13 protein-coding genes are annotated in these 15,671 nt (G+C 39.9%); 7 read left to right on the top strand and 6 right to left on the bottom strand.

The features are described from left to right. Positions 1–261 precede the first annotated feature (261 nt). The 3 genes from gyrA to PN497_RS15465 all read left to right on the top strand — a co-directional run bounded on the left by gyrA (position 262) and on the right by PN497_RS15465 (position 3,342). Positions 262–2,748, top strand: coding sequence for a DNA gyrase subunit A (gene gyrA, locus PN497_RS15455; RefSeq protein WP_096569058.1), 2,487 nt, complete (start codon positions 262–264; stop codon positions 2,746–2,748). A gap of 195 nt (positions 2,749–2,943) precedes the next feature. Beyond that, positions 2,944–3,123, top strand: coding sequence for a chlorophyll a/b-binding protein (locus PN497_RS15460; protein WP_096569061.1), 180 nt, complete (start codon positions 2,944–2,946; stop codon positions 3,121–3,123). Positions 3,124–3,126: 3 nt separating this feature from the next. After that, positions 3,127–3,342, top strand: coding sequence for a hypothetical protein (locus tag PN497_RS15465; protein ID WP_272110608.1), 216 nt, complete (start codon positions 3,127–3,129; stop codon positions 3,340–3,342). On the opposite strand, the gene rpoD is transcribed toward PN497_RS15465, so the two are convergent. After that, on the bottom strand, positions 3,323–4,492 hold the full coding sequence (rpoD, locus tag PN497_RS15470; RefSeq protein ID WP_096569065.1) for an RNA polymerase sigma factor RpoD: 1,170 nt from the start codon (positions 4,490–4,492) through the stop codon (positions 3,323–3,325). The two genes, PN497_RS15465 and rpoD, sit on opposite strands and share 20 nt — an antisense overlap. A gap of 1,460 nt (positions 4,493–5,952) precedes the next feature. After that, entirely contained in the window at positions 5,953–7,890 is a 1,938-nt protein-coding gene (gene gyrB, locus PN497_RS15475; RefSeq protein WP_096569068.1) for a DNA topoisomerase (ATP-hydrolyzing) subunit B, read from the bottom strand. Between the two features lie 209 nt (positions 7,891–8,099). Here gyrB and miaA point away from each other — a divergent pair, with 209 nt between their 5' ends. Further along, a complete protein-coding gene (gene miaA, locus PN497_RS15480) occupies positions 8,100–8,999 on the top strand; it encodes a tRNA (adenosine(37)-N6)-dimethylallyltransferase MiaA (RefSeq protein ID WP_096569071.1) in 900 nt (299 codons plus the stop codon). A gap of 18 nt (positions 9,000–9,017) precedes the next feature. Beyond that, on the top strand, positions 9,018–9,746 hold the full coding sequence (locus tag PN497_RS15485; protein ID WP_096569073.1) for a hypothetical protein: 729 nt from the start codon (positions 9,018–9,020) through the stop codon (positions 9,744–9,746). Positions 9,747–9,850: 104 nt separating this feature from the next. Here the strand turns inward: PN497_RS15485 and PN497_RS15490 are convergent, their stop codons facing one another. Together PN497_RS15490 and PN497_RS15495 are read right to left on the bottom strand one after the other, a co-directional pair. Continuing rightward, positions 9,851–10,252 carry a helix-turn-helix domain-containing protein gene (locus PN497_RS15490; RefSeq protein ID WP_096569076.1) on the bottom strand — a complete coding sequence of 134 codons (402 nt, stop codon included), beginning with the start codon at positions 10,250–10,252 and terminating at the stop codon, positions 9,851–9,853. Further along, positions 10,236–10,535: a type II toxin-antitoxin system HigB family toxin gene (locus PN497_RS15495; protein ID WP_096569079.1), complete on the bottom strand. Its 300-nt coding sequence runs from the start codon at positions 10,533–10,535 to the stop codon at positions 10,236–10,238. The genes PN497_RS15490 and PN497_RS15495 overlap by 17 nt, the downstream gene beginning before the upstream one ends. 605 nt (positions 10,536–11,140) lie before the next feature. On the opposite strand from PN497_RS15495, the gene PN497_RS15500 reads away from it, so the two are divergent. Then, positions 11,141–11,764 (top strand): TMEM165/GDT1 family protein, encoded by a 624-nt coding sequence (locus tag PN497_RS15500; RefSeq protein WP_096569084.1) that lies wholly within the window; start codon positions 11,141–11,143, stop codon positions 11,762–11,764. A gap of 97 nt (positions 11,765–11,861) precedes the next feature. Here the strand turns inward: PN497_RS15500 and PN497_RS15505 are convergent, their stop codons facing one another. Beyond that, positions 11,862–12,743, bottom strand: a complete 882-nt coding sequence (locus tag PN497_RS15505) for a tetratricopeptide repeat protein (protein WP_096569087.1) — start codon at positions 12,741–12,743, stop codon at positions 11,862–11,864. 398 nt (positions 12,744–13,141) lie between these two features. Between PN497_RS15505 and PN497_RS15510 the strand changes: the two genes are divergently transcribed. After that, the gene (locus tag PN497_RS15510; protein ID WP_096569090.1) at positions 13,142–14,143 is read left to right on the top strand and encodes a hypothetical protein; all 1,002 of its coding nucleotides are present in this window, start codon (positions 13,142–13,144) and stop codon (positions 14,141–14,143) included. A 160-nt stretch (positions 14,144–14,303) separates the two neighbouring features. Here the strand turns inward: PN497_RS15510 and PN497_RS15515 are convergent, their stop codons facing one another. Beyond that, on the bottom strand, positions 14,304–15,473 hold the full coding sequence (locus tag PN497_RS15515; protein ID WP_096569093.1) for a homocysteine biosynthesis protein: 1,170 nt from the start codon (positions 15,471–15,473) through the stop codon (positions 14,304–14,306). Between the last annotated feature and the right edge of the window lie 198 nt (positions 15,474–15,671).

Genomic DNA, 15,671 nt, shown 5'->3' on the forward strand with positions numbered 1-15,671 from the left:
AAAGTGTTGATGGTTAAGGTGTTTCCACAATTTGAAACAGTATAACCGCTACCAATTTGGTATAAGACGTTATGCAGCAAATAATATTTGCCACCCGTTTAATAATCAATGTGTATCCCCAACATCAAGGATAATACTACGGTTTTTTATCCTCTGAGAATCAAGATTGTGTGAGGAATGCTATTTCATTGGTAATGCTGTGGTTGTTACAGTGGTAAGTTACAGCGATTTTTGTATAGTTAGAATTCAGGGAAAAAACTCATGGCACAACAGTTAAACCTTCTCTCCACGGGACAGGTAATTCCAACACCCCTGCACACCGAGATGCAACGGTCTTATCTAGAATATGCCATGAGTGTGATAGTTGGGCGAGCATTACCGGACGTGCGTGATGGCTTAAAGCCTGTGCATCGGCGGATTTTGTATGCCATGCACGAACTCGGTTTAACACCAGATAGACCTTATCGCAAATGCGCTCGCGTAGTTGGTGACGTATTAGGTAAATACCATCCCCACGGGGATCAAGCTGTTTATGATGCTTTGGTCAGGTTAGTACAAGATTTTTCCAGCCGTTACCCCTTACTAGCCGGACATGGTAATTTTGGCAGTGTGGATAATGACCCACCAGCAGCAATGCGTTATACAGAGACGCGCCTTGCACCAGTGAGTCATGAAGGAATGCTGGCAGAAATTGGCGAAGAAACTGTAGAATTTATCGGAAATTTCGATAATTCACAACAAGAACCCACAGTATTACCTGCTCAGTTACCATTTCTCTTACTTAATGGCTGTGCTGGTATTGCTGTGGGAATGGCTACAAATATTCCACCCCATAATTTAGGGGAAATAGTCGATGGTTTAATAGCTTTAATTGATAATCCAGATTTAAAGGATGAGAAGTTATTTGAGCTAATTCCTGGACCTGACTTTCCTACAGGTGGGGAAATTGTTGGTAACTCAGGCATTCGAGAAGCATACACTACCGGTAAAGGTGGGATCGTTCTCCGGGGTGTAGCTACCCTAGAAGAAGTTATGCCAACTAGGGGAAGTAAGCGCCGGACAGCGATTATCGTCACAGAATTACCGTATCAAGTGAATAAAGCCGGCTGGATTGAAAAAGTCGCTGATTTGGTCAATCAAGGTCGTTTACACGGCATTTCTGATTTGCGAGATGAGAGCGATCGTGAAGGAATGCGAGTAGTCATTGAACTCAAACGCGATACCAACCCCCAGGATGTCCTCCAACATCTCTACCACCAAACAGCCCTACAAACTACCTTTGGCGCAATTCTTTTGGCTTTGGTGGATGGACAACCCCGCCAGTTAAGCTTGCGGCAAATGTTACAGGAATTTCTCAATTTCCGAGAACATACCCTTAATCGTCGCTACAGTTATGAGTTAGGTAAAGCAGAAAATCGTTTAAATATCGTCACTGGTTTATTAACAGCTTTATCTAACTTAGATGAAGTAATTGCTATTTTAAGGCAAGCTACCGATGGTAGTACAGCCAAAATGACTCTTTGTAGCCAATTAGATTTGAGTGAAGTACAAGCGGATGCCATTTTAGCCATGCCATTACGCCGTCTCACCAGTTTAGAACAACAAAATTTACAGCAAGAATTTAGTGACCTCAACGCGCAAATTACCTCATTGCGGAGATTACTGGAAGACCGACGGGAATTACTGAAGTCTTTGAAAAAGGATTTGCGAACTCTCAAACGCAAATATGAAGATGCTAGAAGAACTAAAATTTCTTCCATCAGCGATATCCCAGTTAAACAAGAAAAGGGCAAAACAGAAACAGAGGAAAATTCCAAATCTGAACAACCCTCAGAAGAAGCTATTTTAGAATTTACTCAACGCGGTTATGTACGTCGTCTTTCTCCTCATGGGAAGAAGCCAAAAACTGAAAACAGTTTGCATGAAAATGACTTCATTATTCAAACAGCGGTAACTGATACCAATCAAGATTTGCTCATCCTCAATACTGGGGGCAAAGTTTACCCTGTGAAGGTGGGAGATATTCCCGCCACAACTGGACGTTCTCCACGGGGAACACCATTAATTACCATGCTTACCAGTACGGCTCAAGCCAATGTAGAAGGTATTGTTAGCCGCTTTGTGCTGCCAGAAGATCCTGAAATTAATCAAATTGTACTGCTGACAAAACAAGGGCGCATTAAGCGTCTGGCTTTGGAGGAATTTGCTAATCTCAGTCGGCGCGGAATTACGATTTTAAAACTCAAAGATAATGATGAATTGTCTTTTACTGAGTTTACCACCACAGGTCAACATCTGATTTTAGCTAGTTCTGGCGGCCGCTTGTTGCGATTTGCCGTTAATGATGAACAGTTACCTCTTATGGGACGTGCGGCAATGGGTTTACAAGCTTTTCGCTTGGTAAAAAATCAGCAAATGGTCGGCTGTGCGAATGTTGGTAAAGATGATCAGTTATTGCTGGTTACTCAAGAAGGATACGCCAAGCGAATACCCGCCAGCAATTTAAGAGCAGCTAATCGTGGTGATTTAGGTCTACAAATCCTCAAGTTTCATAACAAAACTGATCATTTGGCGGGAATGGTACGTGCTATCTCTGGTACAGAGGTGGTAATAGTTACTAACAAGGAGCGAGTGGTCAGAATACCTGTGGACTCTGTGCCGATGCTAGATAGAGATGCTAAGGGTGAAAGTGTTTTACAAGTCAACCGAGATGAGGTAATTATCAGCGTTTTTGAGGTGCGATCATAAATTTAGAAGTTTAGCTTGGAAGTTCAGGGTGACAACATTCTTGTCACCTGTTGGCTAATCAATTTATAAGATTTGTTAAATTATGTTCACAAATCTCTACACAAACATAAATCAATATTGCATTTCTGAAAAAAATTGTTATATTAGTTTACATAAGGCAATAAAGCTTAGTAAATATAGTTTGGAGTGCGAACCATGACTAATGCAACAAAAACTATTACTTCTGTACCTGAAGATCGCAATGCTTGGCGTTGGGGCTTTACTCCCCAAGCTGAAATTTGGAATGGTCGCTTGGCAATGATTGGCTTTTTAGCAGCAACTTTAATTGAGTTGTTCTCTGGCCAAGGCTTCCTGCACTTCTGGGGTATTCTGTAAATTTTGAAATGCAAATTTTTCTGTAAACTAAAAAACCTGGTAGTTAATTACAACCACCAGGTTTTTCAGTTTTTAGGAGTCAGAAGGCAGGAGTTCAAGGAGTCAGAAGTTCAAGGAGTCAGGAGAAAGATAAATATTTCCTGTTTCTTGTTTTCACAGTCACCAGTCACCAGTCACCAGTCCCCAGTCCCCAGTCCCCTTACCGAATATACTCCTTGAGGACGCTGTTACGATTGGGGTGACGTAACTTGCGGAGTGCTTTGGCCTCTATTTGGCGGATGCGTTCACGGGTAACGTTGAAAATCTGTCCGATTTCTTCCAAGGTTTTCATGCGACCATCATCTAAGCCGTAGCGTAATCTCAACACATCTCTTTCACGAGGACTGAGACTATCGAGGACTTTTTCTAGGTCTTCACGGAGTAAGTTCTTAGAAACTTGATCTTCTGGTGTTTCGCCATCAGATTCAATAAAATCGCCTAAACGGGAATCTTCTTCTTTACCAATGGGTGTTTCTAATGAAATGGGCAACTGGGCTGACTTAGCAATAAACCGCAGTTTCTCAATAGTCATTTCCATGCGAGTCGCAATTTCTTCTTCCGTAGGTTTGCGACCCATTTCTTGAGATAATAGCTTGGTAGTTTTCTTGATCCGTGATATAGTTTCGTAGAGGTGAACTGGTAGACGAATAGTACGAGATTGATCAGCGATCGCTCTTGTAATTGCTTGTCTAATCCACCATGTAGCGTAGGTAGAAAACTTATAACCTTTCTCATGGTCAAATTTTTCTGCTGCCCGAATCAAACCCAGGCTACCTTCTTGAATTAAGTCTTGGAAGGATAAGCCACGATTCATATATTTTTTAGCAATAGAAACCACAAGCCGCAGATTCGATTGCACCATTTTATCTTTCGCCCGACGGCCTACGTGCAGACGATAACGGAAAGTTGGTAATGGCAGTTGTACCGCTTCTGCCCATTCCTTAAATTCGGGTTCTCGTTCTAACTGTTCGTACAGATGATCCCTTACTCTTTCTAATTCCAGTAAATCAGCGATTTTCCGCGCCAGTTCAATTTCTTCGTCTGCGCGTAATAAACGAATCCGACCGATTTCTTGCAGGTAAAGGCGAATCGAGTCTTCGGTAAAGTGTTTTTTCTTGCTTTGTGTCCGACGACGCGATTTAGCGGCTTTTCCAGACTTTGCGTCGTCCTCATCAGTCTGAGGCTCTAAAAAATCATCAATATCGCCGTCATCAACTAGCAGTAAGTCCTCTTCATCCTCGATTAATAAGAGTTCTTCTTCGATATCAGGCGTATTTATTTCTAGGTCAGGCCGATAATCAATATCGAGTACGTTGTTAGCCTGGTTCATGCCGCGTTCCTCATGCTCCTTGCAGAATCAATTACTCAAAATGTGGTTACTGCTCTTGTGATCGAGCTTTTTTTCACCGAAATATAGGCTTTTGGCTAATTTGCCTATGATCTTTCCCATTTCCTCTCAATGGAGGCGCAGTTGTTTACTTTAATGGCAAAAAATCACTTTTATGTGAGTTGCTCTGAAAAAGTAAAACTAATCGCTGTTGCCGTTATACAGAACTTCTGATTCACTGGTCTATAACCAGATACACCTTAATCAAGAAATTAACCACTTCAGACATAATGGATATGACTGCGGGCAGATTTACCTGTTAAGACTGTTCTGATTGTAGCCTGTTTCACAGAAATTGTAATCTTTTTGTGTGTTAATAACGAACTCATTTACCAAGATGAAGCCACTTTTATCAAAAAGACATTAAAAACGGTAGTCACACCATTAAATCTTGTTGGAAACTTTTTGAATTTGCAGTGGCATTCTCATTAGATTAAAAGGTAGGCGCACTTGCTATGGGGAGATTTTCAACCCCAAGTAAAACAATAGTTTTCTGAGTTTCCTGGCAACAGCACATTGGAGGTTCACTCAAGTTAGCAGTTATTGATGCACCCCCATGTTTACCATTCCTTCATAAATTACTTATTTGAGATAGCAAAACTAGGCTAACCGCTGAGTATATAGGGCAATAGTGTAACAGTGGTGGTGCTTGTTTCCAGACACCAAGCCTTGTATATGCTATGTTCATAACCTGAACTAAGGAGTTAAGGTTTTGGGAGAATAAGCCGATTGACAGATGAATTTAGAGTTTTCTCTTTTCGGCCTTATTAACACATTAGCGCAATGTGAAGATTTCAACCCTATGCAGCTTGACAAACTGTTCCTATTGTATACAAAGATATTTTAATCAGTCGAGAAATAATTTTTCATTGGATATGCTAAACAATTTACCTACTTATGAAAAAAGTGCATAGGATACATAATACAAATCGCCAGCTTTCAGCTATCAGTAAGTGGCGACGCTATGCTGCCTTCGGAGCTTTCGCTGTCTTCGATACGCTAAAAGCAAATCTATATTCTTTACCATAGCGGTATATGACAATATTGGCAAATATATTGTTAGTAGTTTCATCGGTCAAAGGTATATATTAGCACCTTAGTATTTTAAATGACTGCTATTTTTATTTGCCAAGCAGGGTATTTTTACTTGTTTTATAAGTATTTTATAAGTATACTACATTTATTTTCCAAAACTTGCTTCATTATAAGAAAATCGAGTGAGCCAAAACCAAGCCCGATAAAGTATCGGAACTTGGTGGAGATACTTGATCGTACTTGATGCGGTGGATGTAGGCGAACGGCTTGTTAAATACTAGTATTTTAACACAGCTATTAGTAATTAATCTCACCCATACATCCATTGGATGTAGGGCGAGTTCTATAACTAGATTCAAGATAACAAATTAGATATCTAGATCTGTGAGGTTTAGTTTAGAACCATAGGTTTCAATAAACTCCCGTCTGGGTGCAACGCGATCGCCCATTAAAATGGTAAATATTCGATCTGCTTCCGCTGCGTCTTCTATCTCTACTTGTTTTAGTGTCCTGGTTTCTGGGTTCATGGTTGTTGTCCACAGTTGTTCGGGCATCATTTCCCCTAAACCTTTAAAACGCTGGATGGTATAGTTAGCGTTAGCTGGTAAGGTGGCAATGTGTTGTTGTAATTCGCGATCGCTATAACAATACTGGTAGTTTTTGCCCCGTTCTACTTTATATAGTGGTGGACAAGCAATATAGATGAAACCTTGCTCAATGAGCGATCGCTGATAACGATAGAAGAATGTTAACAACAAAGTTCGGATGTGCGCCCCATCTACGTCAGCATCAGTCATAATTACCACACGATGATAGCGTAATTGTGAGGCATCAAATTCTTCACCTTTAACGCCTAAACCCAATGCTGTAATTAAAGATTGAACTTCGTTGTTTTTGTAGATTTTTGCGTCGTCGGTTTTTTCAATGTTGAGAATTTTACCACGTAGGGGCAGGATAGCTTGAGTTCGGCGATCGCGTCCTTGTTTCGCGCTTCCACCCGCTGAATCACCTTCCACGATGAATATCTCCGATTCAGAGGGGTCACGAGAGCTACAATCTGCTAATTTACCGGGTAAAGGGGATGATTCCAGTACAGACTTTCTTCTAACTAACTCTCTTGCGTGACGTGCTGCTTCTGCGGCTTTAAAAGCTTGAATAGCCTTATCTAGAATAGAATCAGCGACAGTAGGATGAAATTCTAGGTATTCAGTCAGGACTTCTCCTACGAAAGAATCAACAATACCCCGGACTTCCGTATTACCAAGTTTAGTTTTAGTTTGTCCTTCAAACTCAGGATCAGGGACTTTAACGGAAATAACTGCGGTTAAACCTTCGCGGACGTGTTCACCACTGAGATTAGATTCATTTTCTTTAATTTTATTCCGCTTGCGGGCGATCGCATTTAAAGTTCTAGTCAGAACAGTTTTTAAACCTTCTAAATGAGTACCGCCGTCAATAGTACGGATATTATTAGCAAAACCTAAGACATTATCAGTATAAGCATCAGTACACCATTGTAAGGCAACTTCCACCTGAACATTATTCCTTTCCCCTTGCACATAAATAATTTCTTCGTGTAAAGGTTGTTTTTCCCGGTTCATGTAGGCGACGTATTCTTTAATACCGCCTTTGTATTCATAAGTTTCTACCTTGGGTGCATCACTTTTGATAACTTCTAAACGATGATCTGTAAAGGTAATTTTTACACCTGCGTTGAGATAGGCTAACTCCCGCAGACGACCTGCTAAAGTGATATAATCAAATTCAGTACCAGTAGTAAAAATTTGCTCATCTGGTTTAAAAGTAACAGAAGTACCGGTCTGGGGTTCTTTATGTGGTTTTGCTTGCAGATCAGTAACAGGTATACCCCTTTCATAGCGTTGGTTGTGTACCTTGTGATCACGCCAAACAGTTACTTCTACAAACTCAGAAAGGGCGTTAACAACAGAAATACCCACACCGTGTAAACCACCAGATACTTTGTAGCCACCGCCACCAAACTTACCACCAGCATGAAGAACAGTTAACACCGTTTCCAAAGCTGATTTTCCAGTTTTCGGGTGAATATCCGTAGGAATACCCCGACCATCATCTGTAACTGTAACAGAACCATCAGCATTGATATCTACTTCAACATGAGTACAATAACCAGCCAAAGCTTCATCAACAGAGTTGTCCACTACCTCGTAAACTAAATGATGTAGTCCTCGCGGCCCTGTAGAACCAATGTACATCCCTGGTCGTTTACGGACGGCTTCCAGACCTTCCAGAACTTGAATCTGATCGGCACTGTAACTGCTCGTCATGAAAATTCTCCTGATAAAAAGGGGTTTAATTCGCCAAAAGGCTAAAAAAGTAAAATCACCCCAAAATTATAACACAAAAGCCTTAATGCCGTCTCTAGAGCAATTTAATAGCAAATTTATATAGGGGGTGGAATAGGCTGGGGACTGGGGACTAGTGATTGGGGACTGATGAAGATTAATATAACCCAATGACTAATAACTAATTACTAATGACTAAATTAATTGTGATTTGTGGTGCGACAGCGACAGGAAAATCTGGATTAGCGTTAAGTTTAGCAGAAAGATTAGGTTCTGTCATTCTCAGTGCTGACTCCCGTCAAGTATACCGCGAGTTTGATATTGGAACCGCTAAACCAACGCGGAAAGAACAGAAATTAATCCCCCATTATTTGATTGATATCTGTGAACCGACTGAAACAATGACAGTAGCAGATTATCAGGAACAAACACAACAGTTAATAGATAATTTGGGAGTTTCTCCATTATTGTTGGTAGGTGGGACAGGTTTATATATACGTGCTATAGTGCAGGGAATGAAAATTCCCAGAGTTTCACCACAACCAGAATTGCGATCGCAACTAGAATCATTAGGTCAACATCAACTTTACCAGATGTTAAAACAAGTTGATCCTATAGCAGTGCAAAAAATTCATGCTAACGATTTAGTGCGGACATTAAGAGCATTAGAAGTATATTATGTCACGGGTTGTCCCATGTCTGAACAACAGGGAGAAAACCCCCCAAATTATCCAATTTTACAAATTTATTTAGATTGTGAACCAGAAATTTTAGATGTGAGGATTCGCCAACGTACTGAACAAATGATAGCAGATGGTTTAGTGGCAGAAGTTAAAGATTTATGTCAAAAATATGGTGTTGATTTGCCATTATTGAATACTTTAGGTTATCAAGAAATCAAACAATATTTAGCAGGAGAAATTAATTTAGAGGAAGCAACAGATTTAATAGCTTTGCACACACGACAATTTGCCAAACGTCAACGCACTTGGTTTAGACAAACTTCTAATTTGGAATATTTTAATGTTGCGGATTCTGATTTATTAGAAAAAGTTTGGCAGAGAGTAAATGAATTTATAGATGAATCATAATTATCAGGAATTAATGGTATGGATATATCTGAAAAAATCATGTTTTTGATAGGGGGATTATTCTTTGTATTGATAGGTATTTGTTTACTGACTTTATCATTAGAGGATTTGAAATTATTTGTAAACTCTAAACAAAAGAGAATAGGAAGTATCAATCCTGGAGAAAAAGTATTTATCAGTGGTTACGTAGATGATCATCCAAAATTATATAGTCCAGTCACTCAAAAAAAATGTGCAGCGTGGGAAGTTTGTGTTTATAGCGATAATGGTAAAAATAAAAATATATTACTATATTCATCTTCTAATGAAAACATAACAATTACAGATGAAATTGATAGTATAAGTGTAAATATTGTTCTAAATACCCCATTTAATATAATTGAAAATATCCCGGTTAAATCAGTGTTACAAATCTCCCAAAAACATACTTTTAGAGATCATCAAAATACATTCTCTAAATTTAGATATCAGCGAAGTTATGATTTTTTAGAAGAATATAATTTTAAAAAAGTAAATTTGATAGGTTTAGGTCGTCAACTAACAATAGAGGAAAAAAAACTGCTTGCTGGAGATAAAATATTTGCTTTGGGGGAAGTCATCGTAGATGGAAATCAGAAAGTATTAAAAGCTAAGTTAGCATCAGATAGTTTGTTTTCACAAATATCTATGATAATCTTCTTGTTAGGCATGGGTTTAATATTGTTGATTGTGGGTTTGGGAATGTGTCAACAGGTTTTTCTTTATTAGGTTTATGGAAACATTACTCCAGTTTTTATTCTGGATAGTAACAATATTGAAATCCTTAAATCCTCAACATCCTGATTCTGACAAAAATCCTAAAAAACCGAAATTCAAATAAACAAACTAGGAGAAACCTTAAAATATTCTCCCAAAGCTTTAGCTTGTGCTTTACTAATGGAACGTTTACCATTAACCATTTCCGAAACCACACCACTACTAGAACCGAGAATACGCACTAAGTCAGCTTGACGAAGGCCACTAGATTCCATGATGTGTTGTAAAATTTCATGAGGTGTAGATTTATCCATTGGATAATTTTCTTCCTCATAATCTTCAATTAATTTCACAAGCAATTTATCTAATTTTTGCTCTTCTGGAGTCAGATTTTTCTTAAAAGTTAGAAATTCAGCAACTTTTAAAAGACGTTCATACTCTTCCTCAGTTTCAATTACTTGAGGAGCGACCTCTGCTAGTAATTGACTATAGGTTTTATTATCAAAAGTAATCATCATTTTTCCATTTCTCTTTACTATATTCAGCGTGAGTTAGCAAGTATTTGTAGAAAACCTTTTGTGTTGCATAATTAATCCCGACAATTAAACGGTAATCATTACCTTTGATATTGAAAACAGTGAAATTACCAACTGCTTCAGCATCACGGTAAATTTTACGCACATCCTCTAAATTTTGCCATTCTGCTTTTTTAACAGTTGCATACCATCTATCAATTTGTTTTTTGATATCTGGATATTTTGCTGAATCTTTACGGAGCTTGAGAATTGAAATAAGGTTCATGTAAAAAGCCTCTTGTTTTATACTTTATATCAGTCATAGATATGCCTCTTCGTTTTGTTTGAGTTTGAAAGATTATGGATGGATATGGGTGGTTATAAGTGGATTTGAAAATGTTGAGTGGCAATACGGTTCTTTTCTTTCAACCAAAAATGGAAATTTTTGGAATGATAATGAAATATTGATTCTCGCTTTCTTTTATTTGAAAGGAATTTCAATTATCAATTTTATTGAAGCCGTTGTATATATACTCTCATTTTGAGAGAAACCTGTCAAGAGTCAATCAGGACTCATGAAAAATCCCTCAAAAACCCTCTTCCCTTCGCTTCCTCAGCGCCTCTGCGGTTCATTCCTCCAAAACCCTTGACACCCAACGACAATCAAGGTATAATACACATCAAATAGAAGGGGAGTAGCTGCTGGCAAAAGCCAGTGCATCTGAATCAACATACTGGTGATGAGCCTGGTTCAGATGGCGAATAAAAAAGTATTTGAAAGCGAGACCTTCACTGAGTTCACACAAAAACAGTGTGTGAGCTTCAGTGAGGTCATAAAAACTCTCATTAGAAGCTCCACACAGGTAAAAAATCCTACAGGAGCAACAGAGAGTGTTAACAGCCTTCACCGCAGGTTTATTATTAATTACCATATCCGAACTAGGTGATAAAACCTTTTTTATCGCCGTCATTCTCTCTATGCAGCACTCCAGAAAAATAGTGTTTGCAGGGGTAACAGCAGCCTTAGCAGCAATGACAGTATTATCAGTGATATTTGGGCAAATACTGTCAGTATTAACACAAGGTTCAAAAATATATGTACACTATGCAGAAATAGTATTATTTATCGCTTTTGGCTTAAAACTGCTTTACGATGCTTGGAAAATGCCAGCTAAAGCCGATGAAGAAGTGATGGACGAGGCAAAAGAAGCAGTAGAAAAGGCGGAGTTAGACAGTAAGCAGAAAAGTACCTGGTCAATATTACTGAAATCCTTTGTATTAACATTTATAGCCGAATGGGGCGATCGCACACAAATAGCCACCATAGCCTTAGCAGCGAGTAACAACGCCATAGGTGTCACAGCAGGAGCAATATTGGGACATTCAATTTGTGCAGCGATCGCCGTCATTGGTGGTAAATTAATTGCAGGTAGAATTTCCGAAAAACAAATAACCCTCCTGGGAGGCATTTTATTTATTATCTTCGGTATCGTCGCCGCCATAGAAGGAAACTAGGAGACAGGAGGCAAAAGGCAGGGGAAGAAGCAGGGGAGCAGGGAGCAGGGAGTAGGGGGAAATTATTTGTATTTTTCCCAATGCCCAATGCCCATCCTCATGGACTCGGTGTACTTTCCGGTGATGCTGCGGGGGTAGGACTAGGCATTGCTGCTGCCTTGTTAATTTCATCTTTATACTGAGCAGGAGCTAAAGCCGTAGCACTATCAAACAAAGGTTTTGCTTCACCGAGCTTACCCTGTTCTTTTAAAAGCATCGCCTTTGCTAACACAGGACGAAAATCTTGAGGATCTTTTTTAATTGCTTGCTCGTATAAAGAGATAGCTTGAGTCTCATTTTTCTGTAAAGCGTAAACATTGCCTATAAGTATCTGTACAGCAACAACATCAACACTTCCAGACTGAATGGAATTTGCTTGAGTTGCTGTAGATAAAGTTTCTTGTAACAAGCCAATAGCAGCTTCTGGGCGCTCTTGACTGAGTTGTAAATTTACCATTCCCTGTAAAGCCTTGAGATCACCGGGTTTGGTTGCTAAAATAGAGCGATAAGTTTGGGCTGCTCCTTCATTATCGCCTATTTGCTGCTTTGTTTGTGCTAGTAAAACCCCATACTCCGACTGCTGTGGATTCAATTTAGCCAACTTTTCCAAAGGTTCAATTACCGCTTGGATATCAGCATTTTTAACTTCACCTCTGCCTTTTTGATTGAGTAATTGTAACCTTGCTTGTAAAAGACCTTTAAGTGCAGCTTGATTTTCAGGTTCTCGTTGCAAAACTAGCTCCAAACCGCGAATTTCATCTGCTAACTTTGACTTTTGCTGAGATAAACTAGAATTAGTAGAGTTGCTGCTAGTATTTTGTGCTAAGGGTTGAGAATCATTGAAAGCCCCAATGATGGGTATAATAGAAACCCCAATAAACGCCGCAACTGCCAGAAGTAAGACAACCTGAATTATCCACCGATTACGTGGTTGAGACACAATTTTTTTCCTTTTGGTAAATTTGAGCGAAATAAATCGAAATTAATGAAATTAATATTTACACAAAGCACAAAGTTAAAATTTTCCAAAACTTTGCGGAATACGGTTATTTCACTGTGAATTTTATAACAAAAAACTATCTAGACTGTTAAAGTAAGTGATGACTTTAGGAGGAGCATTCAGAATTATAGCTATGCTATGCTTCCGAAACTAGAGTAAAGGCGCTAAATGACACATTTAGTCTCTAAATGAGAAATTTCGCGCCTTTGTGTTCGCACAACCCACTCTATAATGGCCAGATTAAAAGGAAATATACTTTTATCAGCCATAAAAACGCTCTTTCCATCTGCTTTTGTCAAATCCCATAATGGGATGTGTCTCCGCCGCAAGGAGTTTTTATGAATTCCGACCTGATGCCGTCTCCTGAATCTTCCAATTCTACAGCCTCTAACCAGGCTCCAGCTAAAATTGACTTAACAGCTAAGTCATCAAAACCGGATAGTTCACCTGTTAAACCTCACGAGAGTGATATTAATGGGAATTTGGCTCATCGCCAACAACCGATCCCACCTCCAAGCGAACCATTGCAGTACCGAGCCATTGGTTTAGTCCGGGGGCGCTACTCTCCCAGCAGTGAACAGTTTACCCAAGGAACACTGATCACATCTGATGGTGTGGAGCTAAATGCCGTCCTTTTAGGGCGGATTATGAGTTTAGTCAAAAATCACCTGGACTTAGAAAAACAACATCTCTGGGTAGTTTATCCCCGCACCAGACAAGAAAATGACTCACTACACATCCAAATTGTTGGAGTTTGGGAACCAGAAAATCTGGCTAAAAATTCCCCAGATGAGGATGGCAAAAAATCGGGTTCACAAGCTTTAGAGAGACCCGAAAATGGTGCTGCCAAGAAATATACTCGCCAAACTGCTGCTAAAGAAGAAATTTCCCAGCCCGTAAAAGCTTCATCAGAAATTCCTGATGGAGAATTTTCTGTGCGTGGTGAGGTAGTTTACCAATCTTTTGACGCTAAGAGTTTGGTAGTTAAAATCAAGCAAGCTCCACGGAAACCAACTGACAAACCCAAGTATTTTAAGTTGAAAATGCGGGGTGTGCTGGCTACCAAAGCTGTGGGCAAATTTTGGGATTTCAAAGTCAAGCGCGAAGCTGATGTATTGATAGTAGAAACTGCTGAAGCGATCGCTGATTTACCCAAAAAACGCAAACCACCATTCAAAGGTGGACCCCGTGCTGGTGGCAGAAAACCATTTCCCCCCAGACGCGATGGAGAAACTCCACGTCCCATCAAGAAAATAGGTGGGGAAACCTCTGCGGTGTCTAAACCTGTACCAAAAACACCTGCTCCTAAGCCTGTGAAAAAGCCGAAACCTCAAGAATAGAAACTGGGGACTGGGGACTGGGGACTGGGGAAGAAGCAGGGGAGCAGGGAGCAGGGAGCAGGGGGAAAATTATTTGTATTTTCCCAATCACCAATCACTAATCACTAATCACCAATCACCAATCACCCATCACCCATCACCCACCCATCACCAATCACTATTAAAAGTCTGTCCACCTGTCCTGGGGTAGAAAAGCTCGTTCACTAGGAATGGGAGCAACTGGTTCTGTGAGGGTAAATGTGCCGGCTTCTATCCATTGTTTCAACTCTAAGGCTACTTGTCGTGAGAGAAACATACTGGCTAAAGGAGCAACTCGCACCGCTTTACCCTCTATGGGAATTTTTCCCGATTTTAGTTGAGCATAACTAACTAAACCAAAGGTGGGACGGACACGACGGGGAATAGAAAAGTCTACTATTGGCGCTACTAAATCTTGATCTTGGACTGCACAACGTTCAATTACTGTTTCGTTTAAAACCGGAAGTGGCACACCCACACCTAACATCAAAGATGGTCCATAACTTTTGAAGTAACAACCCCGCACCCACCGCGCATCCATTTGTTTGGCATCACCAATTAAGGCTAAAGTGGCCGATGGTCCAATGGGTGTTCGATTAGCTAACCGCTTTTGTAAGGGGAAATGCTGCGTACCTTCCCACGCTACATAACCTATTCCACCACCTAAGAAGATTTTTGTCCCAATTCCCACAAGTTGTAAATCGGGATCATTGAATAAGGGAGAAATTGCCCCAGGGTTGGAGTAAACTGCATTACCTAAACGGGGTTGGAGGGGTCCTAGATAGGTATGCAGTGGGCGATCGCCTCCATTTACCCCAATAATAAAGTTTTGATAAAGATTGCGCGGATTAAATAAATAAAATTGGTTGATAGTGTCACAGGTGATAGTAGTTTCAAAAGTTGCTCTGGGGTAACAGTCGGTAACTTGTCCTAAAGCCCTTACTTGTATAGGTTTACCTGCTATTAAATCTTCAATTACATGGCCTCCGCCACGTTCTCTCAGTTCTTCACCCTCTGTCGTTTCCACAGCACAACTAGCACCCAAGTATAAATCTACTGCACCAAATCCAGAATATGCTGGTACACCATCTAACCAACAGCGGCGAATTTTGATCGGTGGGTCAGTATGTCCTAAATTAATAATTGCACCGCTGGACTCCATTGGTTCAAAAGTGCCGGTGGTAATAACATCAACTGCTTTAGTAGCTTTGGTGATACCGATTTCCGCTACTCGTTTTTTCAGTTCTTCAACCGTCCAAACTACGGCGCGTTTTTGGTTGATTTTTTCATTAATTTCCGCAATAGTTCGCATTTTTATTAGTTATTAGTTATTAGTTATTAGTTATCAGTGGGAATAGGAAAATATAAATATAGGACTTACGCACTGTACAAATTCACCATGATGTGCATGAACGAAAATCCGTCGTTTCAGGCTTTTGGCGATTAACTTCCGATCAATAGCGAACTGCTTGCAGCAGCGCTTCGCTATCGCCCAAAAATAATTAAAAAA

Source organism: Sphaerospermopsis kisseleviana CS-549, from assembly GCF_028329225.1.
GTDB lineage: Bacteria > Cyanobacteriota > Cyanobacteriia > Cyanobacteriales > Nostocaceae > Sphaerospermopsis > Sphaerospermopsis kisseleviana.

Coding starts and splice junctions, on each gene's coding strand:
- gyrA (WP_096569058.1), top strand. CDS start 262: ATGGCACAACAGTTAAACCTTCTCTCCACGGGACAGGTAATTCCAACA.
- PN497_RS15460 (WP_096569061.1), top strand. CDS start 2,944: ATGACTAATGCAACAAAAACTATTACTTCTGTACCTGAAGATCGCAAT.
- rpoD (WP_096569065.1), bottom strand. CDS start 4,492: ATGAACCAGGCTAACAACGTACTCGATATTGATTATCGGCCTGACCTA.
- gyrB (WP_096569068.1), bottom strand. CDS start 7,890: ATGACGAGCAGTTACAGTGCCGATCAGATTCAAGTTCTGGAAGGTCTG.
- miaA (WP_096569071.1), top strand. CDS start 8,100: ATGACTAAATTAATTGTGATTTGTGGTGCGACAGCGACAGGAAAATCT.
- PN497_RS15485 (WP_096569073.1), top strand. CDS start 9,018: ATGGATATATCTGAAAAAATCATGTTTTTGATAGGGGGATTATTCTTT.
- PN497_RS15490 (WP_096569076.1), bottom strand. CDS start 10,252: ATGATGATTACTTTTGATAATAAAACCTATAGTCAATTACTAGCAGAG.
- PN497_RS15495 (WP_096569079.1), bottom strand. CDS start 10,535: ATGAACCTTATTTCAATTCTCAAGCTCCGTAAAGATTCAGCAAAATAT.
- PN497_RS15510 (WP_096569090.1), top strand. CDS start 13,142: ATGAATTCCGACCTGATGCCGTCTCCTGAATCTTCCAATTCTACAGCC.
- PN497_RS15515 (WP_096569093.1), bottom strand. CDS start 15,473: ATGCGAACTATTGCGGAAATTAATGAAAAAATCAACCAAAAACGCGCC.